This window comes from Sulfitobacter sp. W074, from assembly GCF_025142275.1.
Taxonomy (GTDB): domain Bacteria; phylum Pseudomonadota; class Alphaproteobacteria; order Rhodobacterales; family Rhodobacteraceae; genus Sulfitobacter; species Sulfitobacter profundi.
In genome coordinates this window covers 895,571-920,259 of the sequence record NZ_CP081130.1, presented here as the reverse complement: position 1 = coordinate 920,259, position 24,689 = coordinate 895,571, and the positions used below count along the sequence as shown (strand labels likewise).

The following is a 24,689-nucleotide window of genomic DNA, read 5'->3' as shown; positions in this document are numbered from 1 at the left end:
GTCCCGGCCCTATTTGATCGGCGCTGTCCGCAGAAACAGATAGAGCGGCAGGCCACAGCTCACCCCAATACAGAACGTGGCGGGAATGGCAATCAGCGCGCTGAAATTCCGGCGCACGGCGACCTCGGCGATGATCCAGATGGTTAATGTGACGGCAGCGATGGTCAGATCCCAAACCAGCCCGCTGGCGGCGGCATTGGCGTGCCAAGCATCGACCATGGCGCTGAGGCTCCAGCCTTCGGCGTTGAACCAAGTGATGAAGTAGTACATCGGATGGATCGTGCCCCAGACCGCGAGGGCGAGGTAGAGCATGCGCAGGGGCGACATCAGAAAGTCTTTGCCACGCCGACGGTGGCATAGCCCGACAGGCTGATCCCCGGTTCGGCTGGCGGCGGCGCATCTTGCCGCGCCGATGGCTGCGGCGGGGTGCAGGCGGCCAAGCTAAGTGTCCCGACCACCAGAGCAATCTGCAAAAGCGGCCTCACGACCCGACCCCAAGCGCCAGCGAAAACGGCCCGCGGCGCAGCCCGACAGCAGTGCCGACCGACACGCCCGAAGACGACATGGTGATTGTGCTGCTGGCTGTCGGTTTCACAGGTTCGCCATCCGCGCCACAGGCGGCAAGGCTTAGCAAAGCAAGGGTCGCGAGGGCGCGTTTCACTTCAGAATTTCCTTCCAACGCTCGACTTGGGCACGCACCTGCGCAGGGGCGGTGCCGCCATAGGACATGCGCGAGTTTACCGAGTTTTCGACGCCAAGCACATCGAAAACGTCCTTAGTGATCTCGGCGTGCACCGATTGCATCTGTTCCAGCGTGAGGTCCGGCAGATCGCAGCCCTGCGCCTCGGCCATGGCGACCAGCGTGCCGGTCACATGGTGCGCGTCGCGGAACGGCAGGTTCGGCACTCGCACCAGCCAGTCGGCCAGATCGGTGGCGGTGGAGAATCCCGAGCCCGCGGCGGCGGCGAGGTTCTCGCGCTCCGCAGTCATGTCGCCCACCATCCCGGTCATCGCGGCGAGCGCCAGCATCAGGTTGTCGGCGGCGTCAAAGACCTGTTCTTTATCTTCCTGCATGTCCTTGGAGTAGGCCAGCGGCAGGCCCTTCATCACCATCATCAGCGCGGTATTTGCACCAAAGATACGGCCCACTTTGGCGCGGATCAGCTCGGCAGCGTCGGGGTTTTTCTTTTGCGGCATGATGCTTGAGCCGGTCGAGAAACGGTCCGACAGCGCCACGAAGCGGAACTGTGCCGACGACCAAATCACCAATTCCTCGGCAAAGCGCGACAGATGCATGGCGCAGATGCTGGCGGCCCCCATGAACTCCAACGCGAAGTCGCGGTCGCTGACGGCATCGAGGCTGTTCGCCGCGGGGCAGTCAAAGCCGAGCGCCTCTGCTGTCATGTCCCGGTCAATCGGGAAGGAGGTGCCAGCCAGTGCGGCGGCCCCCAGCGGGCATTCGTTCATACGGCGACGCGCATCGCGGATGCGCGAGAGATCGCGGCCAAACATTTCGACATAGGCCATCATGTGATGGCCCCATGTCACGGGCTGCGCGGTTTGCAGGTGGGTGAAACCGGGCATGACCCAATCAGCGCCCACTTCGGCCTGAGACAAAAGCGCGCGGATCAGGGCTTGCAGACCCTCATCGGCAGCGTCCAACTGATCGCGCACCCAGAGTTTAAAATCGGTGGCGACTTGGTCATTACGCGAGCGGCCCGTGTGCAAGCGGCCTGCGGGCTCCCCGATCAGATCTTTCAACCGCGCTTCGACGTTCATGTGAATGTCTTCGAGTGCTGCAGAGAACTCGAACCGGCCCTCTTCGATCTCTGACAAGATCGTGAGAAGCCCTTCCCGTATCGCGTCGGCGTCGTTATCAGTCAGAATGCCCGTGGCTGCCAGCATGGCGGCATGGGCACGCGACCCGGCGATGTCTTGTGCGGCCATCCGTTTGTCGAACCCGATCGAGGCGTTGATCGCCTCCATGATCGCGTCCGGTCCGGCGGCGAAACGGCCACCCCACATTTTGTTCGAGGTCGTGTCGGTCATGTTGAATACCCTTGGAGGGACGTATGAAAAATCTCGTGCTCGGCTTCGTTTATACGCTGCTTGTCGCAGGTGCAAACCCCGCCCTTGCTGGAACGGCTGACATCGCGGGGCTGCGCGACGGGGACATGAAGAAACTTGTGATCCATGACGCGCCACAAGCGGCCTCTGACGTGACCTTTGAGCGTGAGGACGATGGCGAGGCGATGTCGCTGGAGGATTACGAAGGTAAGATCGTGCTGGTGAACTTCTGGGCCACATGGTGCGCGCCCTGCCGCAAGGAAATGCCGCAGTTGAACGCGCTGCAAAAGGAATTCGGAGGCGATGATTTTCAGGTGCTGACCATCGCCACAGGCCGCAATTCAGAGGAAGGGATCAAGCGTTTCTTTGAAGAGGCCGGCGTCGACAGCCTGCCCCGCCACCAAGACCCGAAACAAAAGCTCGCCAGCCAAATGGGCGTTTTCGGCCTGCCGATCAGCGTGCTTTTAGACCGCGAAGGTCGCGAGATTGCCCGGTTGCAGGGCGATGCGGAATGGGACTCTGAGAGCGCGCGGGCGATCATCGCGGCGCTGATCAAAGAAGATGCCGAGGGCTAAACCCCAAACGTAAGGTCGGGCGTCAGCGCCCGGCCCTCAGGCCACATGCCGCAGGATCGCTGCCTCTGACGTGCTGAGATTGCGCCGCGCGAACGCGCCGTAACTGTGCGGATCAGCCTCCAACAGCGGATGCGCCGCCAAAAGCCGCGCCCGATCCTGCGCGCCAAGACTGGTGAGCGGGGCTGCGGCGGGATGAAAGCTCTCGGTTTCGACCCCATTGGCCCACATCACCTGATGCTCGGCCAGCAGCACATGGATATAGGTCACTTCGCGCAGGGACATATCGCTGGCCACGCTGCGCCCGTTAATCAGGTCTTTGGCCGCGACCAGCACCTCGTCACAATTGAACAGATCACGGGCCTGCGGGCCTTTCAGCACGATCCGGTGATCCGGCGAGACCAGCAGTGAAGCGTCTGGCTGCGCGATCCCTAACGCGCCGGGGCGTAACCGCACAGGGCGCAGATGAGGCATGGCATGCAGCCGTGCGCCGCTCATGCGGCGGCTGCCGATCCATTCGAGCGGCTGCGCGCCGTTGTCTTTGGTCTGGATCAGATCACCTTCGCGCAGCTCTTCGATGAGGGCGCTGCCCATGGGGGTGCGGATGCGGGTGCCGGGGGTAAAGCAAATCACACCACCGCTTTCGGCCTCTGAAAGCTCATCGCGCTGCGGCTTGAGCGTGCTGTGCATCACCCACAGTTCGCAATCCCGCGGTGGCAATTCATCGACAAACATCAACAGCGGTGTGCGACCTTGGCCTGCGTCAATCAGCGTGACCGTGTAGGTCCGCGCACCGTTGGTGACCATGAAACTGTTGTCGAGCGGTGGGGCGGTATGGTCTCCACGCTGGGGTTTGGAAGGCATCACGCCGCCCTCCTCCAGCGCTGCGCCGATCAGGCGCTGCACCTTGCGGGCCGCGCGTTTGCGCAGCTGCTCTGCCCCGTCCGCCATATCCAGCCGCAACACATCGTTCGGCCCATCCACACGGAGAGTATCCCCGCGCCACGACCAAGCCGAGCCCAGTTCGAGCGACTGAACCGGCGCGGCCTCCAGACCGTCGATCTCTGTTTGCGACCAGCTGATGACAAACGTGCCTCGAAAGCCCGTTTTCATTGCTGCTCTGCCTGCCTCACGTATTTTTATTAACGCCAGCCTAACAAAGCCGCTGCCCTCGCGGAAGATGGCATGAATGTGGCAGTGCAACCTGTTGCAATTTGATCTTCCCACCGCAGCACGCGCCGGAACGCTTGTAACTCGTCAGCGTCTTTGTAACGTTATCCGGATAAAACAACCGGAGGCACCGCATGTCGGAAGAAGTATCCCCCACCCCGTCACGCCGGATCGTCTCTTCGCGGCATTTGGCCGAGGGCGACGGCTGGGAAGCCTCCGAACTCGAATACGGGATGATCATCGCCTACAATGCTTTCACCCGCTGGATGTCGCGCTGCATGGCGGCGGCGGGCAATGGAGATCTGACGCCGCTGGAAATCCTCGTACTGCACAACGCCAATCACCGGGGCCGGGAAAAGCGGCTGACGGATATCTGTTTTCTGCTGAATATCGAAGACACGCATACGGTGAACTATGCGCTGCGCAAATTGGTAAAGGCCGAACTGCTGAGTGCCGAAAAGCGCGGGAAGGAGGTGTTTTATCGCACCTCCGCCGCGGGGTCCGATCTTTGCGAAGCCTATCGCGCGATCCGGCAGGCCTGCTTTCTCGATGGATTGCCGCGCACCGATATCTCGGGCGAGGAATTGCGCCAGATAGCAGCGCAGCTTCGGGCGATGTCGGGGCAATATGACCAAGCGAGCCGAGCGGCGGCGTCGCTGTAGAGTGGAACGCGGGAAGGACCTCCCCGCGCCCCAGAACTCTCGGCTTAGATCAACGCGGCAAGCGCACGCGCGGTGTCGTTCATGCGGTTCGAGAAACCCCATTCATTGTCGTACCAGCTGACCACGCGGATCATGCCGCCATCGGTCACCCGCGTCTGCTCGGGGGCAAGGGTCGAGGAATGCGGATCGTGGTTGAAATCAGCCGAAACCAATGGCGCGGGTTCATAGGCCAGCACGCCCTTCAGCGCACCGTTGGCCGCCTCTTGCATCGCCGCGTTCACCGCCTCTGCCGTGGCGGTTTTCTTGGGCATGATGCACAGATCAACGAGCGAGACATTGGCCGTTGGCACCCGCACGGCAGAGCCTTCGAGCACGCCTTTAAGATGCGGGATTACCTCGGAAATCGCGGCAGCGGCACCGGTGGACGTTGGCACCATCGACAGGGCAGCGGCGCGGCCCCGATACGGATCGCGGTGCGGGCTGTCGTGGGTCGGCTGGTCGCCGGTATAGGCGTGGATCGTGGTCATATAGCCGGTCTCGATCCCAAAGGTGTCGTCGAGCACCTTGGCCACCGGAGCGAGGCAGTTGGTGGTGCAAGAGGCGTTGGAAACGATCACGTCTTCGGCGGTCAGTTCTTGATGGTTCACCCCGTAGACCACGGTGCGGTCGACGCCCTTGCCGGGGGCCGAGATCAGCACCCGCTTGCTGCCGTTTTCCAAATGCTTCGCCGCCGCATCGCGCGTGGTGAAGAAACCGGTGCATTCATAGGCCACATCGACATCGCCCCAAGGCAGTTTCGCCGGGTCACGTTCCGCCGTCATGCGGATGGTCTGGCCTGCGACATGCAGGCTGCCGTCTTTCAATTCCGCGTCCGCGGTCAGGCGACCATGGACGGAGTCGTATTTCAGCAGGTGCAACAGGTTTTCGGCATCGGTCAGATCGTTGATGGCAACGACTTCGATCCCGTCAAAGCCGTTCTCGATCAGCGCGCGCAGCACGCAACGTCCGATGCGGCCAAAGCCGTTGATCGCGATTTTTGTGGTCATGGTGGGTCCTCCGGTGGCCCGGTTTCGGGCGGATTGGCGCGGTTAGCGCTAACATAGCATTGGATGCAGCGGAGTTCAATCGGCCTTAGATGCGAAATCGGCCCCCGGTGAGAGGGGCCGATCAAAAGTCAGCTAGAGAGCGGTTTTACGAATGTGCGCTGTGGCGGCGGCGTACGCTGTCCGGCCGCCCGGGCAGGCTGAGCCGCGCATCATTGCGCGACTGGCGTGAGATCACCCGCCCCTTGGCCACCACGCACAGACGGTCGGGCCGCAGGCGCAGCGCCTCAATCGGGTTGCCCGCGTCCAGCACCACCATGGAGGCCGTCGCGCCGACCTTGAGGCCATAGTCCTGCAAGCCCAGAATCCGCGCGTTCACATTCGTCACCATGTCGAAACAGCGGTGCATTTCCTCGGGCGAGGTCATTTGCGCCACATGCAGCCCCATGAAGGCCACGTCGAGCATGTCGCCCGTGCCCATGGAATACCACGGGTCCATCACGCAATCCTGCCCCCATCCGACGTCGATGCCCATGGCCTGCATTTCTTTCACGCGGGTCAGGCCACGGCGTTTGGGATAGGTATCGTGGCGGCCCTGCAGGGTGATGTTGATCAGCGGATTGGGAATCGCGGCGACCTCAGCCTCGGCCATCAGCGGCAACAGTTTCGAGACATAGTAGTTGTCCATCGAATGCATTGAAGTGAGGTGCGAGCCAGCCACCCTGCCCTGTAGGCCGAGGCGTTGGGTCTCATAGGCCAGAGTCTCAATGTGACGCGAATGGGGGTCGTCGGTCTCGTCGCAATGCAGATCGACCATCAGGCCGCGCTCGGCGGCGAGTTCGCAGAGTGCTGTGACGGAGCGTGCGCCGTCGGCCATGGTACGCTCGAAATGCGGGATGCCGCCGACAACGTCGACGCCCATGTCGAGGGCGCGAATGGTGTTCTCATGCGCCGTCGGGTCGCGGTAGAGCCCGTCTTGGGGGAAGGCGACGAGTTGCAGGTCGATGTAGTCTTTGACCGTTTCGCGCACGTCGAGCAGGGCTTCGACGCCTAGGAGCCGGTCATCGCAGGTGTCGACATGGCTGCGGATCGCCAGCAGGCCGAGCGAGGCGGCCCAGTCGCAATATTCCAGCGCGCGGGCTTTGACCTCGTCTTGGGTCATGACCTCTTTGAGTTCGCCCCAGAGGCCGATGCCCTCCAGAAGCGTGCCCGAAGCGTTGATCCGCGGGGTGCCGTAGCTGAGCGTGGCATCCATGTGGAAATGTGGGTCGACGAAGGGCGGGCTGACGAGGTCGCCGCTGGCGTCGATGGTCTCGCGCGCTTCAGCGGTAGAGAGGTCTTCGATGGCGGTGATTTTGTCGGCCTTGATGCCGATGTCGGTGCTGCGGCCATCGGGGAGTGTGCCGCCTTTGATGATGAGGTCGAACATGGGGTTACTCGTGTGATTGATTTGGCCCGGCGAAGGGCGTGATGGGAAGTGCCAACTCAGCGCTCCCCCTTGTTGAACGGCACCATCAGCGCCGCTGGCACCTGTGCCCGGCGGGACATCACGACCAGCGCGAGGATCGACAGGATATAAGGCGCCATCAGGAAGATTTGATAGGGAATATCCGCCCCGAGCGGCGTCTGCTGCACGCGGATTTGCAACGCATCAAAGGCCGCGAACAGCACCGCGCCCAAGAGCGTCTTGCCCGGTTTCCATGAGCCGAAGACCACCAGCGCGATGCAGATCCACCCGCGTCCGTTGACCATCTCAAAGAAGAAGGAGTTGAACGCCGACATGGTCAGAAACGCCCCGCCCACGGCCATAAACCCGCTGCCGACCATCACTGCGCCGATGCGGATGGCAGAAACGCTGAGCCCCTGTGCCTCGACCGCGGCCGGGTTTTCGCCCGCTGCGCGCAGGGCAAGGCCCATGGGCGTGCGGTAAAGGACCAACGTCACAGCGACGACCAGCACAAAGGCGAGATAGGTCAGCGGGGTCTGGTTAAAAAGCGCAGGGCCGATCACGGGGATATCGGAGAGGATCGGGATTTCAAGCGGTTGGAAGGCTTCAATCTTCGGCGGCGAGGTGACCTCGGGCAGCACCAGACGGTAGCAATAGTAGGTCAGCGATGTGGCCAGCAGCGTGATGCCAAGGCCGACGACATGCTGGCTGAGGCCAAAGGGCACCGTCAGCACCCCATGCACCAAGCCAAAGGCCATGCCCGATAGCATTGCCACCGCCACGCCGAACCACAGGCCGCCGCCGAGATAGACGGTGAGCCAGCCGGCGAAAGCGCCGACGACCATGATGCCTTCGATGCCGAGGTTCAGCACCCCTGCTCGCTCACAGATCAACTCGCCCAGAGCGGCAAAGATCAGCGGCGAGGCGATGCGGATGGCGGCGGTCCAAAAGCTCGCCTGAAGGAGAATGTCGAGAATATCCATCAGTCGCGCCTCACCCGGAATTTGGTCAGCATGATCGCCAGCACCATCGCCAGAAGCGCCAGCGCCAGCATGATGTCAGCCAGATACGTCGGCACGCCCGCCGCGCGGCTCATGCTGTCGGCGCCGACGAAGATGCCCGCGACGAAGAGGGCGGCGACCACCACGCCAAGCGGGTTCAGCAGCGCCAGCATGGCGACAATGATGCCGGTGTAGCCAAAGCCCGGCGAAATATCCAACGTGAGGCTGCCCTTCAGCCCTGCCACTTCGGAAAACCCTGCGAGGGCCGCGAGGCCACCCGACAGCAGTGCGGTTTTGATCAGCACGCGGTTCACCGGGATGCCCGCGAAACGTGCCGCTGCGGGGTTGAGGCCCACGGCGCGCATCTCGTAGCCGAGCGTGGTGCGGCGCTGGATGACCCAGACAATAAGGGCAGAGATCAGTGCGAGGCCAAAGCCCCAGTGCAGGCGCAGCCCGTCGACCATGCGTGGCAGCCGCGCCTCGCCAATGAGCCGCGCGGATTTGGGCCAGCCGAGGCCCATCGGGTCTTTCAGCGATCCTTCGAGCAGCATAGAGACCCAAAGCAGAACGACGAAATTGAGCAAAAGCGTGGTGACGACTTCATCGACGCCGAAGCGGGTTTTCAGAAAGGTCGGGACCAGCAGCACCAGCGCACCGCCGAGCATGGCAGCCACGGCGATGGTGGGCAGCAGGGCAAAGGCGGGCCATGCCAGCGCGCCGGTGCCCAAGACCACAGTGACCACCGCGCCCATGTAAAGTTGCGCCTCGGCCCCGATGTTCCACAGTTTCGCGCGAAAGGCGACGGCCACGGCGAGACCGGTAAAGATCAACGGCGTGGCGCGGTTGAGCGTCTCCAGCGTGGCGAATTTGGAGCCGAAGGCGCCCTTAACGATCAGGCCGAGCACTGAAAACGGCTGCGCGCCTGCGACCATCGCCAGCAAAGACGCGGCAACCACCGTAGCGAAAAGCGCCAGCGCGGGCAGGCCCAGCGAGCGGGTCCATGTCGGGTTGGTGACGGGTTCAAGCCGCATGGGATGTCTCCTCGAAACCGTCCCCGGCCATCCAGACGCCAAGCTCGGCGGGCGTGAGTTCGCCACGAGAGAAACCGGGCGACAATCGGCCTTCCGAGATCACGTGGATCACGTCCGAGAGCGCCGTGACCTCGTCGAGGTCTTCGGAGATCAGCAGCACCGCCGCCCCCCGGTCGCGGGCGGCCAAGAGTTGTTCGTGCACATAAGTGAGCGCGCCGATATCAAGGCCGCGCACCGGCTGGTTGGCCAGCACGACCGAAGGCGCGGTCTCCAACACGCGGCCCAAAATCAGCTTTTGCATGTTGCCGCCCGAGAGCAGCCGGATGCGGGTTTCCGGACCGGGGCAGCGCACGTCGTAGCCTTGGATGATCTTAGTGGCGAAATCACGGGCAGCGCGCCAGTTCATCCAGCCGTGGCGGGAGAAACCGGGGCGCGAGTAAAGCTCAAGCACCGCGTTTTCGGTGAGGTCGAAATCAGCGATGGTGCCGGTCTTGTGGCGGTCTTCGGGGATGCGGGCGATGCCTGCGCTTATGGCGGCATGGGGCGACCAACCGCGCGGCGCGGCGTCCTTCACGTGAAACGCACCGGAGGTGGGGCGGATCAGCCCGCCGATTAGGTCGGCCAGCGCGGTTTGGCCGTTGCCGGAGACCCCGGCCAGCCCAGTGATTTGCCCCGCACGCAGATCAAGATCGACGTTTTTCAGCCCCGGAGCAGAGCCGATGTCAGGCGAAGAGACGCCTGCAAGCGTGACCAGCGCCGCACCCGGATCGGCACGGCGCACGATCGGAGCGGCGACTTCTGAGCCGACCATCATCTGCGCCATTGCGGCGCGGTCGGTCTCGGCTGTCTTGGCCTCGGCCACCAGCCTGCCGTGGCGCAGTACGACGACGCGCGAGGAGATCGCCATGACCTCATGCAGCTTGTGCGAGATAAAGATCACCGAGAGGCCAAGCGCCACGGCCTTGCGCATGGTGGCAAAAAGATCGTCGGTCTCTTGCGGGGTGAGAACGGCGGTGGGCTCGTCCAAAATCAGGATACGCGCCTCGCGGTAAAGGGCTTTGAGGATCTCAACCCGCTGGCGTTCGCCCACGCTCAGGCTGCCGACCTGAGCATTAGGGTCCACCCTCAGCCCGTAGTCCTCCATCAGCGTGACAATCCGCTGCCGCGCCTGCGCACGGCCAAAACCGGGGCGCCAGATCGAGCGGGTGCCGAGCACGATATTTTCCAGCACGGTCATATTGTCGGCCAGCGTGAAATGCTGGTGCACCATGCCCACGCCTGCGGCCAGCGCGGCGCGCGGATTGCCCGCGGGCAGACCTTGGCCGAAGACTTCGACATGGCCTTCGTCGGGCGTGTAATGGCCGAACAGGATATTCATCAGCGTGGTCTTGCCCGCGCCGTTTTCGCCCAGCAGGGCAATGACTTCGCCCTGCCGCAGATCAAAGCTGATCGCGTCATTGGCGGTGAGCTTGCCAAATCGTTTGGTAATATTATCGAGGCGCAGGACAACCTGCGCCTCGGGTCTTGGATCGGTCATTAAGAGGACTTCGGTTCTTCGTCGTTGATGTCGACGGTGAAGGAGCCGTCCTTGATCGCCTGCTCGCGTTCCTTGACCAGATCAAGCGCCTCTTGCGGGATCTTGCCCTCGAAGGTGCCAAGCGGAGCCAGTGAAGACCCGCCCTCGGACATGAAGGAATAGCGGCCATAGTCGTCGGCCATGAACTCGCCTGCTTTGACGGCGGCGATGGCGGCATCAAGGGTTGGCTCAAAATGCCACAGGGCCGAGGCGACGACGGTTTCGGGGTACTCGGCTTGCGTGTCGATCACATTGCCGATGGCCAGAATGCCCTTTTCCTGCGCCGCGTCCGACACGCCGAAACGCTCGGCATAGAGCACGTCGGCCCCCTGCTCCACCATGGCGAAGGCGGTCTCCTTGGCTTTGGGCGGATCGAACCAAGAGCCGATAAAGCTCACTTGGAACTTGATATCGGGGTTCATTTCCGCGGCACCCGCCATGAAGGCATGCATCAGGCGGTTGACCTCAGGGATGGGGAAGCCGCCGACCATGCCGATGTTGCCGCTCTCAGTCATGGCACCGGCGATGATGCCCGACAGATACGCCGCATCTTGGATGTAGTTGTCGAAGACCGCGAAATTGGGCAGCGCATCATCTTGCTTGAAGCTGGAGCCCATGAGGAAAGCCACATCTGGGTAATCGGCGGCAACCTCGCGCGCCTCGGCTTCGGCACCAAAGACTTCGCCGACGATTAACTGGTTCCCGGCCTCGGCATATTCGCGCAACACGCGGGCGTAGTCGGTGTTGGAGACGTTTTCAGTGAAGGTATATTCGATATCGCCGCGCGCCTGTGCGGCTTCGGCAGCTTTGTGAATGCGGCTGACCCATTGCTGTTCGACAGGCACGGTATAGACGCCAGCCACTTTAAGCGGCTCGGCAGCCAGCGCGCCCTGTGGCAAAAGGCTGGCCCCGGCCAGCATGGCCGCCGTGCCCAATAGGAAGCGGCGTGTGAGATTGCGTTGTGTCATATTATATCCCCCGTTGGTTAGGTATTTTACCGTTTGATAAAATAATTTACCTGTCAAGCTTCTCCTGACCCTAGGTCAGCCCAAGCTTTTCCGAATACGCGCGGTGTGCTGATTAATGTGGCAGTCAGCAAGCGAAGCGGTAAATAGGGTCGACCCCAAGGATCGGATTCTACGATGAGCCATGTATTGCACCGTAACCTGCGCGCCACGCAACCTGTGATCGTGCGCGGAGAGGGAAATTTCCTTATTGATGACAAGGGGAAACGCTATCTGGATGCCTGCGGCGGCGCTGCGGTGTCGAGCCTTGGACATGACAACGCCGCCGTGCGCGCCGCTGTCGCCGCGCAGATGGACCAGCTCGCCTTTGCGCATACCGGCCTCTTCACCAACACCCCGGCAGAGGCTTTGGCCGACCATTTGATTGCCCGGGCGCCTGAGGGCACTGGCGAAGGGCGGGTGATGTATCTGGGCAGCGGGTCCGAGGCGATGGAAGCGGCGCTGAAGCTCGCGCGGCAGTATCATCTGGAGCGGGGCGACAAAGCGCGGGCGAAAATCATCGCGCGCAAGCCCAGCTATCATGGCAACACATTGGGCGCGCTGGCGGTGGGCGGCCATGCCGGACGCCGCGCGCCCTTTGCGCCGATGCTGATGGATGTCGAACATATCGACGCGGCCTATGCCTACCGCCTGCAACGCGAGGGCGAGAGCGAGGCAGATTTCGCGCAACGCTTGGCGGATCAGTTGGAGACGCGGATCGTTGAGCTGGGGCCGGAGACAGTCGCCGCCTTTGTGGCTGAGCCGGTGGTGGGCGCATCGCTCGGCTCACAACCCGCGCCTGCGGGGTATTTCAAGCGGGTGCGTGAGATTTGTGACCGCCACGGCGTGCTGCTCATCGCCGACGAAGTGATGTGCGGCATGGGGCGCACCGGCAGCCTTTTCGCACTTGAGCAGGAAGGTATCTGTGCCGACATCACCACCATGGCCAAGGGGCTAGGCGCGGGCTACCAGCCCATCGCGGCGGTGATGGCCCGCGAAAGCGTGATCGACGCGATCATGGCGGGCAGCGGCAATCTGTGGAACGGGCATACCTATATGTCGCACGCGGTGGCGACGGCGGGGGCGCTGGCTGTGCTGCAAGAGGTCGAGAGCCGCGATTTGCTGAGCGCGGTGCGCGCGCGGGGGCAGCAGTTGGAAACGGCGCTGCGCGAGCGGTTCGGCCAGCATGCCCATGTCGGTGACATTCGCGGGCGCGGGTTGTTCTGGTCCATCGAACTGGTGGCCGAGCGCGACAGCAAGACGCCCTTTGAGGTGAGCCGCAACCTTGCGGGCAAGATTCAGTGGGCGGCGATGGAGGCCGGGATGATCTGCTATCCCGCGCAGGGCTGTGCCGATGGCACGGCGGGGGATCACGTTCTGCTGGCCCCGGCCTTTACCTCTCCGCCCGAAGAAATCGAGATGACGGTCGAGATGCTGGGCAAGGCCGTCGACGGGGTGATTGCGGAGGGCTAAGCCCTCCGCCCGCTCATCGGCCTTTGATCTGGATCGAGAAGTTGCGCTGCGCCCCGGCGGGCGGGCGCGGGAAGGGTGCGGCCTGCCGTATGATGCCAAGCGCCGCTTGGTCCAGCGCCGCCGACCCGGAACTGCGCGCCACCCGGACGCCAGCCAACTGCCCGCCCCCGCCAATGGAAAAGGCGATCACGGCGGTCCCGCGTGAGCGAACACGCGGTTTGCCGACGCGGCCGATGCGGCTCATCACTTGGCCGGGATAGTTGCTGGCCGCCGCGTTGCCCGCAGGTGCTGCGGCCCGCTGACGGGTGCCGGACTGCGCGGCGTTGCCCGTCCGGCTGGCGGTCTGCGCGCCCTTGGTGTTGTCGCGCTTCGCATTGCCGCGCGCGGTTTGCTTGGGCTTGGTTTTCTGGGGTTTCGGCTGCGGCTTGGGCTTGGCCTTCTTGGCGGCCTCGGCGGCGCGTTCGGGGTCGCGGCGCTGTGGGCGCTGCGACAGGCGTGGCGCATCGTCCTCGGCCTCGGCGGTGAGGGTTTCGACCGGGGGCACCGGGGCCGCGGCTGTGATGGTCGGCGTGGCGCTGGTGGTCTCGGGCGGGGTTTCGACCGGGGTCAGGGCAGGCAAGACGGGTGTCTGCGCCGCAGTGGCGGGAGGTGGGGCCACGTGCATGGGCTCTGCCTTCACCGCTTGCATTGGCTCGGCGGCAGGCGTGGGCGTAACCGTTGGCGCGGGGGTCGGCGGCGGCGCCTCGGCGGTCTCCAAGGGTTCGGGCTCGGGGGTCGGCGTGATCTCTTCCACCGGTTCTGCCTCTAGAGTGCCGACGGCCATATCCTCAAACCGGGTGCCAAGCTGGGCCGCGGCGGGCGCACCGCCGCCCGCGATCTTGGCGCTGTCGTCAATTTGCGCGAGCTGCGACACGCCCACCACAAGGCTGGCGGCGATACCGACGGAGAATGTTTTGACAAGACCGGACCGGGGGATCATTGCAGCGCCCTTTCGGTGACAAGCATGACGCGCTCTGCCCCGGCCCCGCGCAGCTCGCGGGTCAGCTCCACAAGGCGGCGGGCGGGCAGCGCGCGGTCAGGCAGCAGCCGCACGGTGTCGCGCTCTTCTTCGGGGAGCGCGTCGATGAATTCAGCCACGCTGGCGCGGTCTTGGCCTGCGAAGGTCATGCGGCCATCGGCGTGGACCACCAGCGCATTGGGCGGCGCGCGGCCCTCAAGCTCACGGGTTTCCACGAGGTTCAGATCGGAATCCAGCGGCTGCGACAGGGTGCCCGCGACCATGAAGAAGACCAGCATCAGAAAGACGATGTTGATCAGCGCGATGGTCGGTTCGCGTTGCGGTTTGGCCTTGGCGATAGGACGCATGGTCAGCCCTCCAGAACCGAGACGCTGAGCCCCGGCAGGGCGCGCAGCGCGATGAGCAGATCGGCCAGCGCCTGCGCCTCGACCTCGGCCCCGAGCGAGACCAGAAGCGGCGTGCCCTTCTCGGCCTCGGCCAAGGGGCTGGCGGTCAGCGCGTCAAGCGCCAGCGCATCGCCATTGAGGCGCAGCCCCTCGGTGGTCAGTTGCAAAAAGAACGGTTTCGCCCCCGTCTCAGCCCCTGCCCCGGATGTCGCTGCGGCCAATTCGATCTCGGCAAATTTGGAGAAGGTCGAGGTCAGCATGAAAAACAACAACAGCAGAAAGATCACATCGATCAGAGAGGTCATGGAGAGGCGGTTGCGCCGCCGGCGTGGCCTAGCCATGGGCTGGCCGGGGCGCGGCGGCGGCAAATTGGGTCGCGGCAGGTGTGGCGGCGGGGGCCGCGTTCTGGCCGGGGTGCAGCACGGTGAGGATCGCCTTGTCGGCGATGACGCGCTCGGTCTCCATCCGCTGCTCCAGCCAGCTGAGCACCAGCGCGGTCGGCATGGCAACGACGAGGCCCACCGCAGTGGTCAGAAGCGCCACCCAAATGCCCCCCGCGAGGATCGAAGGATCCACCTGCGACCCTGCATCCTGCAAGGCGCGGAAGGCTTCGATCATGCCCAGAACCGTGCCGAAGAGGCCCAAGAGCGGGGCAAGCTGCGCCACGGAATCGAGCAGACGAAAGCCGCGCTCCAGCTTGGCAAAGCGCAACTCGGCCTCGGCCTGCAAGCGCGAAGCGCCCGCGTCGGGCGCAGACATGGCCAATTCGATCACCGGGGCGAGGTAGCTTTTCGACCGGCCCAGCGCAGAGCGTGCAGCGGCTGCATCGCCACGCTCCCAAGCATTGACCGCTTCGGACAGCGCCCGGTGGCGGCCCACGGCGGCGGCGCGGAACTGCCATGTTTTATAAAGTGCCACGGCGAGGGTCAGCACTGCCACGGCCATCAGGATTACCACCACCGGGCCACCGGTTTCGGCAATGCCCCGCAGAGGGGTCAGCAGTTCATCCAGTTGATCCATCAGCCCAGCACCTCGATCTCAGTCCGGGTTGCTGGGGCCAGCGCGTTTTCGCAGGTGCCCGCCGCGATCCCCGCGCCTTCGCAGCTTTGCGCACCGTTAAACAGGATACGGCCAAGGTTTTCGCAGGTGGTCTGCGGCACCACGAATTGGCGCACGCGCGGGCGGGCTACGGGCAATTGACCAAAGTCGAAAAGGGTCAGCCGGTTCACGGTGCCTTCGCGGTCGAACAGCACGGTCTCATAAACTGCCTTGTCCAAGGGGGCAGAGAGGTCGTTCGTGATGAGGAAGGTCAGCTTGCAATTGGCCTCCGTGGTATCGGCGGCGTTCAATTCGACCTTGAGCGAGGGGGCCGCAGTCGCCGCTGCGGCGGCAGGCGTCTCGGCGGCGGCACCTTGGGCAAAGGTCAGGGACAGGGCCGCGAGGAACGCGGAACGAAAATGCGGCATGGGGTGGCTCCCGATGGGTTTATCTTTGATCACGGCGCGTTGCTGGGACGCCTGCCACGGCTGGGCAGAATCGTCGCAGCACCTCTCGCGCCAAGCGGAATTTCTGCCTGCTGCCTAACAAAACCGGGCGGCAGTGACAATCCTGACTTTAATACTCGGATAAGGCGGCCGCCGCCCTGCCCACTTGGTGAGCAGGGAACAGTTGCGTCGATCTGGTGTTAGGCTGCTGAAACCATTGCCTGCGGGAAAACGACACCCGCGCAGAGAAGGAGGCCAGAATGACCGACGACAGCCAAAAGATCGCGACCATCGACCCTGCCCATAACGTGGCCCTGTTCACACCGGACGCCAAAGCACTGGAACAGGCGGCCTCGGCCGGGATGAAAACAGTGGTAAACTTCCGCGCCTCGGATGAAAAAGGCGGCCTCTCCCCCGATGAAGAGCGGCTGGTGGCTGAGAAGCTGGGGCTGAACTACCTGCACCATCCGGTCACGCCCGATACGCTTGGCCCCGAGACGGTGGACGAATTCCGCGAGTCACTGGACGACCTGCCGCAGCCGGTGTTCCTGCACTGCGCCTCGGGCAAACGGGCCGGGGCGATGACGCTGATGGCCCTTGCGGCAGACAAGGGATGGGACGGTGACACGGCCCTGCAAGAAGGCAAATCACGCGGCATTGACCTGACCGAAGAGAAGATCGGCCAGTTCGTCAAATCCTACGCGGATAGCAAAGCGTGAAAGAGGCGTCCGGTTTTACCGGGCGCATTATTTTTGCGCGCAGTAGAGGCCGTGCAGCGTTTCCAGAACGGCCACGGCCTCCTGCCCTTTGACCCGGTAAAAGATCGTCTGCCCCGCGCGGCGACTGTCCACAAGCCCCGCTTCTTTCAGCTTTTTAAGCTGCTGTGACATGGTGGATTGCGACAACCCGCAGGCCTGCGCCAAATCCCCAACCGAACGCTCTCCGCCCAGCAGCCGGCACAAGATCTGCAACCGCGCCTCTGATGCGAGCATCGTCATCAGGGCAGCCGCTCCGGCAATGTCACCGTCCAAGAAATCGTCCGAGTTTTTCATATTAGCATCATTGAATATTAGGAATGGGTAATATATACTAAATGACAGTCTGAGACAAGCCAGCCGCCAAGGCGGGCGCGTAAGGAGTTGAGAGATGGAAACCGAATTCACACCTTGGCTGTCGCTGGGCGGCGGCGCGCTGATCGGAGCCTCGGCGGTGCTGCTGATGGCGACGAACGGGCGCATCGCGGGCATCAGCGGGCTGACCTCACGGCTATTTGCGCGCAGCAGTGACGGCGAAGCGCGGGGCGTTTCGTTCTTCTTCGTGCTGGGGCTTTTGCTGGCAGCACCGCTTTGGTTGATTGTCTCGGGCGGCTGGCCGCAGCAGTGGGTGCCTTCGAACCCGCTTTTGATGGCTCTGGCCGGGCTGCTGGTCGGCTTTGGCGCGACCTATGGCAATGGGTGTACCTCGGGCCACGGGGTCTGCGGCATCAGCCGTGGCTCGGCGCGGTCGATCGTGGCAACGGTGACCTTCATGGCAACGGCTTTCGTGACCGTGTTTGTCATGCGGCATGTGTTAGGGGCGTGATATGAAACAGATATTCGCCCTCCTCTCCGGCCTCGTCTTTGGCATTGGCCTTATCGTCTCTGGCATGGCGGACCCCGCCAAGGTGCTCAACTTTCTTGACGTCTTTGGCACATGGGATCCCAGCCTCGCCTTTGTCATGGGCGGTGCGATCGCAGTGACAGCACCGGGCTTTGCATGGCTGTTCCGCAGCCGTCAGACCCCCTATTTCGACACCACATTCCGCGTTCCCACCCGCAACGATCTTGAGCCGAAACTGCTGACCGGCGCTGCGATCTTTGGCATCGGCTGGGGCTTGGGCGGCTTTTGCCCCGGCCCTGCGTTGACTGCCCTGCCCTTGGCGGCCAGTGGCACGTTGATCTTTGTCCCCTTCATGCTGGGCGGCATGTGGATCGCCCGCCACACCCCTGATTTGATGACCAAAACCAAGAAAGGACCTGCCTGATGAGCGACCCTCTGAATACACCCGTCGTGCGCCATTCCCCTTCAACCGGTGCGGGCAGCCCCGATGTCTGGGGCATCTATGAGCCCGACACAGGCTCGATCCAATACATCTGCGCCGATCCGGCGACCAAGAAGGCCGCGCTGATCGATGTGGTTTGGAACTTTGACCCGAAGAACTACAAGTTCAGCACCGAAAGCATGGATCAGGTCTTGGACCTTGTGAAAGAGCACGGCCTGAGCGTGGAGTGGGTGCTTGATACGCATCCCCATGCGGATCACGTCATGGCCTCCGCCCATCTGAAAGAACGGACCGGTGCGCCCAATGCCATCGGTGCGCTGGTGCCTGAGATCGCCAAGATTTGGGCGGACCTCTACAACCTGCCAAACGCCTTTGACCCCGACCGCGATTTTGATCATCTGTTTGAAGAAGGCGAGACGTTTAAGATCGGTGAATTGGACGCCAAAGTGATGCTGTCGCCCGGTCACACGCTGGGGTCGATCACTTACGTCTGCGGCGATGCGGCTTTCGTGCATGACACATTGATGCAGCCCGATGCAGGCACCTCGCGGTCGGATTTTCCGGGGGGCAAAACGGCAGAGCTTTGGGATTCGATCCAAGACATCCTCGCCCTGCCCGGCGACACACGGCTTTACATCGGCCATGACTACGGCACCGATGACCGCAAGGAACCGACGTGGGAGGCCACGGTGGATGAGCACAAGGCCAAGAACATCCACGTCAAAGATGGCACCAAGCGCGAGGACTATATCGAGCGCCGCCAGAAGCGGGACGCGACGCTTTCGCTGCCCAATCGGATCCTTGCGGCCTTGCAGATCAACCTGCGCGGCGGGCGCCTGCCCCCGGCAGAGGATGACGGCAACCACTACCTGAAACTGCCGGTGAACCGCTTCGACTAAACCAGACCGGGCGGCCCTTGGGGCGGCCCCTTCCCCTTGACGGATTGCCTGACATGACCCTGCGGCCCCTTGCGCAATATCTGCCGATCCTCGACTGGGGGCGGCGCTATGACCGTGGCCAATTCACCGGAGATTTGGTGGCGGCGGTAATCGTTACCATCATGTTGATCCCGCAATCGCTGGCCTATGCGCTGCTTGCGGGGATGCCGCCCGAGGCCGGTATCTATGCCTCCATCGCGCCGATTGTGCTTTATGCGATTTTTGGCACCAGCCGCGCACTGGCGGTGGGGCCAGTGGCCGTGGTGTCACTGATGACAGCGGCAGCGGTGGGCAATATCGCCGAGGCTGGGACGGCGGGCTATGTCACGGCGGCGCTGACGTTGGCGTTTCTGTCGGGCGCGATGCTGCTGGCGCTTGGGCTGTTCCGGCTGGGGTTTTTGGCGAATTTCCTGTCTCACCCTGTGATCGCGGGGTTCATCACCGCCTCGGGCATTCTGATCGCCGCCAGCCAGTTGCGTCATATTCTGGGGGTCGAAGGCGAAGGCCATACGCTGGTCGAAATCCTCGCTAGCCTTTGGGCGCATCTGGGGGAGGTGAACCCCATCACCCTTCTGCTGGGCGTTACCGCGACGGCTTTCCTGTTCTGGGTGCGGGGCGGGTTGAAACCCTTGCTTTTGCGTATCGGGCTGGGGTCACGCATGGCCGATATCGGGGCAAAAACGGGCCCGGTTCTGGCGATCGTCGGCACCACACTGGCGGTTTGGGCCTTTGATCTGGGCAGCCGTGGTGTCGCCATTGTGGGCGACGTTCCACAAAGCCTGCCGCCGCTCACCCTGCCCTCCTTCTCGCCTGACCTGCTGTCGCAACTGTTCATCCCCGCGCTGCTGATTTCGATCATCGGCTTTGTAGAAAGCATCAGCGTGGCGCAGACATTGGCCGCCAAGAAACGTCAGCGCATCGATCCGGATCAAGAACTCATCGGTCTGGGCAGTGCGAACCTTGGGGCCGCCTTCACCGGGGGTTTTCCGGTCACCGGGGGCTTCTCTCGCTCTGTGGTGAACTTTGACGCGGGGGCCGAGACGCCCGCCGCGGGGGCCTTCACCGCCGTAGGGCTCGCGCTCGCGGCGCTGTTTCTGACACCGCTGATCTATTTCCTGCCCAAAGCCACGCTGGCCGCCACGATCATCGTCGCGGTGCTGAGCCTCGTTGATTTCTCAATCCTCAAACGCGCGTGGGCCTTCAGCCATGCCGATTTCGCCGCCGTGAGCGTGACGATCCTGCTGACGCTGGTCTTCGGCGTGGAAGCGGGCGTAAGCGCAGGGGTCATCACCTCGATCCTCGTGCATCTTTACAAGACCTCGCGCCCGCATATGGCCGTGGTGGGCCGGGTGCGGGGGACTGAGCATTTCCGCAATGTGCTGCGCCATGAGGTTGAGACCCAGCCACATGTGCTGTCGCTGCGGGTGGACGAAAGCCTATATTTTCCCAATGCCCGCTTCCTTGAAGACCAATTGGCACGCCATGCCGCCGAAAAGCCCGAACTGACCGATGTGGTCCTGATGTTCCCGGCGGTGAATGAGATCGACCTGTCGGCGCTTGAATCCCTTGAGGCGATCAACACACGGCTGCGGGATGCCGATATCCGGCTGCATCTGAGCGAGGTGAAGGGCCCGGTGATGGACCGGCTGAAGCGCAGTCATTTTCTGGGTGACCTCACCGGCGAGGTCTTTCTAAGCCAGCACGAAGCCGTTTGCGCCTTGGCAGAGCGGCGGTAGAGACTGTCGAAAATTTGGCGGAGCCTAGGGAACCGCCCTGCCCGTCGCGCGTTGGCCTGCCATGAACAAGATATTCGCGCGCGCCGCCGCCCTCTCCGTCTGCCTTTTCGCCACTGCTGCCCCTGCCGAACAGGTGGGGAATGTCGATGTGGACTGGCTGGGTAATGACATCATCGTCGAAGCCGTGGCCGACCCCAAGGTCAAGGGCGTGACCTGTCATCTGGCCTATTTCGAACGCGGTTTGATTGACCGGCTGCAAAAGGGCAACTGGTTCGAAGACCCGTCGAACTCCTCCATCTCTTGCCGCCAGACCGGCCCGATTGAAGTTGGCGATATCGAGATGGATGATGAAGGCGAGAATGTCTTTAGCGAACGCCGCTCGATCATCTTTAAAACCCTGCGGGTGAAGCGTATTTTCGACAAAGAGAACAATACGCTGATCTACATCAGCCACAGCCAGCAGGTGCAGGACGGGTCGGCCAAGATGTCGATGTCGACTGTGCCGCTCTACCAGCCCGGACAATAAGCCTCAGCGGCCAAGTTTTCCTCGGCAAAGCCTTGCCAGCTTAGTGATCTCGCCTTGCCGGGCGACCTGCCTGCGATATGCTGCGCAAAACGCAACAAGCAGCGACAGGCAGGTTTATGAGACATTCACGCAGAACATTCGCATTCGGCCTCGCCGCTCTGGGGCTGACCTCGGCCTGCTCAACGGGAGGCGGGGCGCTTGGCCCCGCAGCGGCGGCTGGGGTGCCGGACGATCTGCGCCCGGTGCCCAATGCAGGATATGACGCTTGGGTCGCGGCGTTTAAGGGGCGTGCCTCGGCACAAGGGATTTCCGCCAACACCTTGGCTCAAGGGTTTCGCGGCGCGGGCTACCTGCCCGGCGTCGTGAAACGGGACCGTAACCAGACGGAATTCAGCCGCAGCTTGGAAGACTACCTCGCCATCGCGGCCTCGGACGAGCGTGTATCAAAGGGGCGCGCGGCTTTTGCACGGCACCGCAGCACGCTGAGCGCGATTGAGAACCGCTACGGCGTGGCGGCAGAGATCGTCGCGGCAGTTTGGGGGCTAGAGAGCTATTTCGGTGAGCGGCGCGGGAATGTGCCCGTCGTTTCGGCCACTTCCACATTGGCCTATGACGGGCGGCGCGGGGCGTTCTTTGAAAAGCAACTGATCGCGGCGCTGAAAATTCTGCAAAACGGCGATATCACCGCCGATCGCATGACCGGGTCTTGGGCGGGGGCCATGGGGCATACGCAGTTTATTCCCACCTCCTATCAAGCTTTCGCGGTGGATTTCACCGGCGACGGGCGACGCGACATCTGGTCGGAAGACCCCAGCGATGCACTAGCCTCGACCGCCGCGTATCTGTCGCGCAACGGCTGGACGCGCGGCGTGAAATGGGGCGGCGAAGTGGGCAGCATCCCCGCCAGCGCCGGGTCCGTGATCCAGCCACAGGCAGGCGGGCCGCAGTTTGTGGTAACCAGCAACTTCCGGGCACTGAAACGCTACAACAACTCCGACAGCTACGCGATTGGCGTGGGCCATCTGGCGGACCGCATCGCCGGGGGCGGACCGCTGCGCGGCAGCTTCCCCCCCGATGCAAACGGGCTGACCAAGGACGACCGTATGGCGCTGCAACAGCGGCTGACCGCGCGGGGGTTTGATACCGATGGCACCGATGGGGTGATCGGGCCAAACAGCCGCAAGGCGATCAGCGCTTATCAAGCCAGCGTGGGCCTGCCTGCGACGGGCGAGCCTTCGGTCGATCTGCTGCGCCGCCTGCAATAGGCGGTATCAGCCGGGGCTGATCCCGGCCCGGTCGAGCATCCCTGCCACCTCAGCAAATGAGGACTGCGGCGGGGTGTGCTCGGCCTTGCGCTGGCTAAGGAACGTCTCGCACGGCCCAGCGAATGCAATCGCGCGGTCCAGTTCGGGATTGCTGCCGCTGCGGTAGGCACCGATGCGGATCAATTCTTCCATATCGGCATGGGCCGCGAGCGCCTTATGGGCGGCGGTGAGCAACGTATACTCCACATCACTGTGGCAATCCGGCAACGTCCGCGAGACCGATGCGAGCAGGTCAATCGCCGGATAGCGCCCCTTTTCGGCAATCTTGCGGTCCAGCACGATATGCCCATCCGTGATCCCGCGCACGGCGTCGGCGATGGGGTCATTCATATCGTCGCCATCCACCAGAACAGTGAAAATCGCCGTGATGTCGCCCTTGCCCACCGGCCCCGGCCCGGCGCGCTCCAACATCTGCGGAAGCTCCGAGAAAACCGTCGGCGGATAGCCCTTGGCGGTGGGCGGCTCGCGCGAGGCGAGACCGATTTCGCGCTGCGCCATGGCAAAACGGGTGACGCTGTCCATCAGCAGCAACACATGCTGACCCTGATCGCGGAAATGTTCGGCCACGGCCATGGCGGTCCAAGCGGCTTGGCGACGGGTGAGCGGCGGCTCATCCCCGGTGGCCACGACCAGCACGGCCTTCTCCATCCCCTCTGGGCCGAGGTCGGTTGAGATAAAATCCTGCACCTCACGGCCCCGTTCACCAACCAGCGCCATAACCACCACGTCACACTCCGTATAGCGTGCCAGCATGGCCATCAGCGTCGATTTACCCACACCAGAGCCCGCAAAAATGCCCAAGCGCTGGCCTTGGCAAAGCGGGGTAAAGACATCGAGCGCGCGCACATGGGTCGCCAGTTTCGGGCCGATGCGTTTGCGGTCGAACGCACCCGGCGGGGCGGCGCGCAGCGGGCGCGGTTGGTTGCCTTCGGGCAGATGCCCCTTCCCGTCGAGCGGTACGGCAGAGGCACTGATCACCCGCCCCTTCCAGCTTTCATCCGGGCGGATCACATCGCGGCCAACGGCGACCTCGACCCGGTCACCCGCCGCGACCCCGCGCCACGACCCAAAAGGGAGCAACTCGGTGCCATGGGTGCCCAGCCCCACGACCTCTGCATGGACCGGCCCGTCAGAGCCATGCACGATGCAGCGCTCGCCGATGCCCAGCACCCGCTCCAGCCCCACGGCGGTCAGCGTAATGCCGGTGATCGCGCGCACTTCGCCGGTGATCTCGGCCTCGCCCGCCTCGCGGGCAAAGCTGGTCAGCTCGGAAAAGAGTGTCTGCATGGATAAATTTCCTCTAGGAGAGCAAGCTAATATTTACTATACAAGGATTAAACAGGCTATAGGCAAAAAAATGAACTTGTCTAATCTTTCTATTCTTGGACTTGCTTCGGACCGGATGCAGTGGCTTTCGGCCCGGCAAAAGGTCGTGTCTGAAAACGTGGCCAATGCGGCGACGCCGAACTTCAAGGCGCGCGATGTGTCGTCCTTCGCCTCAATGCTCAGCGGAGAGCTGTCGCGCGATAATGGGCTGGTGACCACCCATGACAAACACTTCACCGGCGTCGCCCAAGGTACGCCCGGCGTGCGTGAGGTAACGGACCGCAGCGCTGCTGGCGCGACGCTGGATGGCAATACCGTGAACCTTGAAGAACAGGCCGTGAAGGCCGCCGAGATCGGCGATCATTACCGGTTGGCCGCACAGCTTTATCGCAAGAGCTATGACATGCTCACCATGGCCGTCACCGGAAACAGGTAAGGAAAACGCATGGATCCGCTTCAGTCTATCGCCAAAATCGCCGCCAGCGGGATGACCGCGCAGACCGCGCGTTTGCGGGTGATCTCGGAAAACGTGGCCAACGCAGATTCCACGGGCACCACGCCGGGCGCCGACCCGTTCCGCCGCAAGACCATCAGCTTTTCCGAGTTGATTGATCGCAACGGCGGCGGCTCTTTGGTTGAGGTTGACCGCATCGGACGCGACCAGTCGCCGTTTCGCCGCGATTATGACCCGTCGCATCCAGCAGCGGATGACACCGGCTATGTCAATCGGCCCAATGTCGATCCGATCATTGAGATGGCCAACATGCGCGAGGCATCGCGCAACTACGAGGCCAACATGAACATGTTCGAGTCCGGTCGCCGGATGCGCGGCCAGATGCTCGACCTGTTGAAGTGAGGTAACC

At 63.1% G+C, this 24,689-nt stretch carries 30 protein-coding genes; 12 read left to right on the top strand and 18 right to left on the bottom strand.

The window, feature by feature from the left end; translation table 11 throughout:
- Window positions 1-9 precede the first annotated feature (9 nt).
- From K3762_RS04485 to argH, 4 genes are read right to left on the bottom strand one after another with little or no spacing between them, the layout of a single operon-like run.
- Window positions 10-327: a DUF2834 domain-containing protein gene (locus K3762_RS04485; protein ID WP_120350464.1), complete on the bottom strand. Its 318-nt coding sequence runs from the start codon at window positions 325-327 to the stop codon at window positions 10-12.
- Window positions 327-485 (bottom strand): hypothetical protein, encoded by a 159-nt coding sequence (locus K3762_RS04480; RefSeq protein ID WP_161487440.1) that lies wholly within the window; start codon window positions 483-485, stop codon window positions 327-329. Before K3762_RS04480 ends, K3762_RS04485 begins: the two co-directional genes overlap by 1 nt.
- On the bottom strand, window positions 482-661 hold the full coding sequence (locus K3762_RS04475; RefSeq protein ID WP_067628460.1) for a hypothetical protein: 180 nt from the start codon (window positions 659-661) through the stop codon (window positions 482-484). Before K3762_RS04475 ends, K3762_RS04480 begins: the two co-directional genes overlap by 4 nt.
- Window positions 658-2,049: an argininosuccinate lyase gene (gene argH / locus K3762_RS04470; protein WP_132446534.1), complete on the bottom strand. Its 1,392-nt coding sequence runs from the start codon at window positions 2,047-2,049 to the stop codon at window positions 658-660. Before argH ends, K3762_RS04475 begins: the two co-directional genes overlap by 4 nt.
- A gap of 23 nt (window positions 2,050-2,072) precedes the next feature.
- On the opposite strand from argH, the gene K3762_RS04465 reads away from it, so the two are divergent.
- Window positions 2,073-2,642, top strand: a complete 570-nt coding sequence (locus K3762_RS04465; RefSeq protein ID WP_132446532.1) for a TlpA family protein disulfide reductase — start codon at window positions 2,073-2,075, stop codon at window positions 2,640-2,642.
- A 36-nt stretch (window positions 2,643-2,678) separates the two neighbouring features.
- Here the strand turns inward: K3762_RS04465 and K3762_RS04460 are convergent, their stop codons facing one another.
- Window positions 2,679-3,752, bottom strand: coding sequence for a Hint domain-containing protein (locus K3762_RS04460; protein WP_132446530.1), 1,074 nt, complete (start codon window positions 3,750-3,752; stop codon window positions 2,679-2,681).
- Window positions 3,753-3,943: 191 nt separating this feature from the next.
- Here K3762_RS04460 and K3762_RS04455 point away from each other — a divergent pair, with 191 nt between their 5' ends.
- Window positions 3,944-4,471 carry a winged helix DNA-binding protein gene (locus tag K3762_RS04455; protein ID WP_132446527.1) on the top strand — a complete coding sequence of 176 codons (528 nt, stop codon included), beginning with the start codon at window positions 3,944-3,946 and terminating at the stop codon, window positions 4,469-4,471.
- Window positions 4,472-4,515: 44 nt separating this feature from the next.
- On the opposite strand, the gene gap is transcribed toward K3762_RS04455, so the two are convergent.
- From gap to K3762_RS04425, 6 genes are all read right to left on the bottom strand, one after another.
- Window positions 4,516-5,517: a type I glyceraldehyde-3-phosphate dehydrogenase gene (gene gap, locus K3762_RS04450; RefSeq protein WP_132446525.1), complete on the bottom strand. Its 1,002-nt coding sequence runs from the start codon at window positions 5,515-5,517 to the stop codon at window positions 4,516-4,518.
- A gap of 145 nt (window positions 5,518-5,662) precedes the next feature.
- Window positions 5,663-6,943, bottom strand: a complete 1,281-nt coding sequence (locus K3762_RS04445) for an amidohydrolase family protein (RefSeq protein ID WP_132446523.1) — start codon at window positions 6,941-6,943, stop codon at window positions 5,663-5,665.
- Between the two features lie 56 nt (window positions 6,944-6,999).
- The gene (locus K3762_RS04440) at window positions 7,000-7,944 is read right to left on the bottom strand and encodes an ABC transporter permease (RefSeq protein WP_132446521.1); all 945 of its coding nucleotides are present in this window, start codon (window positions 7,942-7,944) and stop codon (window positions 7,000-7,002) included.
- Entirely contained in the window at window positions 7,944-8,993 is a 1,050-nt protein-coding gene (locus K3762_RS04435; RefSeq protein WP_132446519.1) for an ABC transporter permease, read from the bottom strand. The genes K3762_RS04440 and K3762_RS04435 overlap by 1 nt, the downstream gene beginning before the upstream one ends.
- Window positions 8,983-10,530: an ABC transporter ATP-binding protein gene (locus tag K3762_RS04430; protein WP_260011784.1), complete on the bottom strand. Its 1,548-nt coding sequence runs from the start codon at window positions 10,528-10,530 to the stop codon at window positions 8,983-8,985. Before K3762_RS04430 ends, K3762_RS04435 begins: the two co-directional genes overlap by 11 nt.
- The gene (locus K3762_RS04425; protein ID WP_260011781.1) at window positions 10,530-11,537 is read right to left on the bottom strand and encodes a BMP family protein; all 1,008 of its coding nucleotides are present in this window, start codon (window positions 11,535-11,537) and stop codon (window positions 10,530-10,532) included. Before K3762_RS04425 ends, K3762_RS04430 begins: the two co-directional genes overlap by 1 nt.
- Window positions 11,538-11,711: 174 nt before the next feature.
- On the opposite strand from K3762_RS04425, the gene K3762_RS04420 reads away from it, so the two are divergent.
- Window positions 11,712-13,046, top strand: a complete 1,335-nt coding sequence (locus K3762_RS04420) for an aspartate aminotransferase family protein (protein WP_260011778.1) — start codon at window positions 11,712-11,714, stop codon at window positions 13,044-13,046.
- Window positions 13,047-13,059: 13 nt separating this feature from the next.
- On the opposite strand, the gene K3762_RS04415 is transcribed toward K3762_RS04420, so the two are convergent.
- From K3762_RS04415 to K3762_RS04395, 5 genes are read right to left on the bottom strand one after another with little or no spacing between them, the layout of a single operon-like run.
- Window positions 13,060-14,025, bottom strand: a complete 966-nt coding sequence (locus tag K3762_RS04415; protein WP_260011776.1) for an energy transducer TonB — start codon at window positions 14,023-14,025, stop codon at window positions 13,060-13,062.
- Complete coding sequence (locus K3762_RS04410) at window positions 14,022-14,411, bottom strand: biopolymer transporter ExbD (RefSeq protein ID WP_120350451.1); 390 nt, start codon at window positions 14,409-14,411, stop codon at window positions 14,022-14,024. The genes K3762_RS04415 and K3762_RS04410 overlap by 4 nt, the downstream gene beginning before the upstream one ends.
- 2 nt (window positions 14,412-14,413) lie before the next feature.
- Complete coding sequence (locus K3762_RS04405) at window positions 14,414-14,791, bottom strand: biopolymer transporter ExbD (protein WP_132445053.1); 378 nt, start codon at window positions 14,789-14,791, stop codon at window positions 14,414-14,416.
- Window positions 14,784-15,470 carry a MotA/TolQ/ExbB proton channel family protein gene (locus K3762_RS04400; RefSeq protein WP_132445051.1) on the bottom strand — a complete coding sequence of 229 codons (687 nt, stop codon included), beginning with the start codon at window positions 15,468-15,470 and terminating at the stop codon, window positions 14,784-14,786. Before K3762_RS04400 ends, K3762_RS04405 begins: the two co-directional genes overlap by 8 nt.
- Entirely contained in the window at window positions 15,470-15,916 is a 447-nt protein-coding gene (locus K3762_RS04395; protein ID WP_132445049.1) for a hypothetical protein, read from the bottom strand. Before K3762_RS04395 ends, K3762_RS04400 begins: the two co-directional genes overlap by 1 nt.
- Window positions 15,917-16,194: 278 nt before the next feature.
- On the opposite strand from K3762_RS04395, the gene K3762_RS04390 reads away from it, so the two are divergent.
- Window positions 16,195-16,653 (top strand): beta-lactamase hydrolase domain-containing protein, encoded by a 459-nt coding sequence (locus K3762_RS04390; protein ID WP_132445047.1) that lies wholly within the window; start codon window positions 16,195-16,197, stop codon window positions 16,651-16,653.
- Between the two features lie 27 nt (window positions 16,654-16,680).
- Here K3762_RS04390 and K3762_RS04385 read toward each other — a convergent pair whose 3' ends face one another.
- Window positions 16,681-16,986, bottom strand: coding sequence for a helix-turn-helix transcriptional regulator (locus K3762_RS04385; RefSeq protein ID WP_067628498.1), 306 nt, complete (start codon window positions 16,984-16,986; stop codon window positions 16,681-16,683).
- Between the two features lie 94 nt (window positions 16,987-17,080).
- Between K3762_RS04385 and K3762_RS04380 the strand changes: the two genes are divergently transcribed.
- The 6 genes from K3762_RS04380 (at window position 17,081) to K3762_RS04355 (ending at window position 22,440) form a co-directional block, all read left to right on the top strand.
- Entirely contained in the window at window positions 17,081-17,515 is a 435-nt protein-coding gene (locus K3762_RS04380) for a YeeE/YedE family protein (RefSeq protein ID WP_067628499.1), read from the top strand.
- A 1-nt stretch (window position 17,516) separates the two neighbouring features.
- Window positions 17,517-17,957 carry a YeeE/YedE family protein gene (locus K3762_RS04375; RefSeq protein ID WP_132445045.1) on the top strand — a complete coding sequence of 147 codons (441 nt, stop codon included), beginning with the start codon at window positions 17,517-17,519 and terminating at the stop codon, window positions 17,955-17,957.
- Window positions 17,957-18,874 (top strand): MBL fold metallo-hydrolase, encoded by a 918-nt coding sequence (locus K3762_RS04370; protein ID WP_132445043.1) that lies wholly within the window; start codon window positions 17,957-17,959, stop codon window positions 18,872-18,874. The genes K3762_RS04375 and K3762_RS04370 overlap by 1 nt, the downstream gene beginning before the upstream one ends.
- A 53-nt stretch (window positions 18,875-18,927) precedes the next feature.
- Window positions 18,928-20,649, top strand: coding sequence for a SulP family inorganic anion transporter (locus K3762_RS04365; RefSeq protein WP_260011755.1), 1,722 nt, complete (start codon window positions 18,928-18,930; stop codon window positions 20,647-20,649).
- Between the two features lie 61 nt (window positions 20,650-20,710).
- The gene (locus tag K3762_RS04360) at window positions 20,711-21,175 is read left to right on the top strand and encodes a CreA family protein (protein WP_132445039.1); all 465 of its coding nucleotides are present in this window, start codon (window positions 20,711-20,713) and stop codon (window positions 21,173-21,175) included.
- A gap of 116 nt (window positions 21,176-21,291) precedes the next feature.
- Complete coding sequence (locus tag K3762_RS04355) at window positions 21,292-22,440, top strand: lytic murein transglycosylase (protein WP_132445037.1); 1,149 nt, start codon at window positions 21,292-21,294, stop codon at window positions 22,438-22,440.
- Window positions 22,441-22,446: 6 nt separating this feature from the next.
- On the opposite strand, the gene K3762_RS04350 is transcribed toward K3762_RS04355, so the two are convergent.
- A complete protein-coding gene (locus K3762_RS04350; RefSeq protein WP_132445035.1) occupies window positions 22,447-23,787 on the bottom strand; it encodes a FliI/YscN family ATPase in 1,341 nt (446 codons plus the stop codon).
- A 70-nt stretch (window positions 23,788-23,857) separates the two neighbouring features.
- On the opposite strand from K3762_RS04350, the gene flgB reads away from it, so the two are divergent.
- Complete coding sequence (flgB, locus tag K3762_RS04345) at window positions 23,858-24,262, top strand: flagellar basal body rod protein FlgB (RefSeq protein ID WP_132445033.1); 405 nt, start codon at window positions 23,858-23,860, stop codon at window positions 24,260-24,262.
- A 9-nt stretch (window positions 24,263-24,271) separates the two neighbouring features.
- Window positions 24,272-24,682 carry a flagellar basal body rod protein FlgC gene (gene flgC, locus K3762_RS04340; RefSeq protein ID WP_067630405.1) on the top strand — a complete coding sequence of 137 codons (411 nt, stop codon included), beginning with the start codon at window positions 24,272-24,274 and terminating at the stop codon, window positions 24,680-24,682.
- Window positions 24,683-24,689: the final 7 nt, after the last annotated feature.